General features: G+C 32.3%; 1 protein-coding gene. It reads left to right on the top strand.

Going from position 1 to position 598, the window contains the following annotated elements; translation table 11 throughout:
• Positions 1-81: 81 nt before the first annotated feature.
• The coding region (locus AC1DTM_RS30700; RefSeq protein WP_477001733.1) for a C45 family autoproteolytic acyltransferase/hydolase at positions 82-598 on the top strand (517 nt) is incomplete at its 3' end.

Consider the following 598-nt stretch of genomic DNA (forward strand, 5'->3'; position numbering starts at 1 on the left):
GAAAAAAGGATTGTTAATGTATGTGGAAAAGAGTGGAAAACATCAAGAATGAACAAAAGGATTTTGGTATGATATGGATATATTCAATGTGAGGGGGAATTTAAGGTATATCAAATAAAGGGGTATTTTTCGTCACTAAAAGGAAATCATTATGAAATTGGTAAGCAACAAGGGGAATTCGTAAAGAAACACCCGTATCTCATTCCACAATTTATACAGCAAGAAAATTTAATATCGGATAACCATTGGACAGAATCTAGAAATGTACTAAAACAATATTGTCCAGGAATTAATGAAGAAATTGAAGGTTTTTGCGAAGTATTGAAAATTCCTTCAAGGAATATGATGTATTATTATCAGACACTATTAAAAGCAGGTTGTAGTCATTGTGCAGTATTACCTAAAAAAACTGATTTAAAGCATACATATGTATTAAGAAATTTTGATTTATCACCCAAAATAGATGATATGCGTTTTTGTTCGACGCATGTTGAAGGTGCATATGCACATAGTGGCTTTTCTACTCAATATTTTGGCCGAACAGAAGGAGTTAATGAGCATGGGTTATCTATTACATTTTCAGCATGTGGTCAACCTG

This window comes from Bacillus sp. P4_D3 (assembly GCF_056401855.1).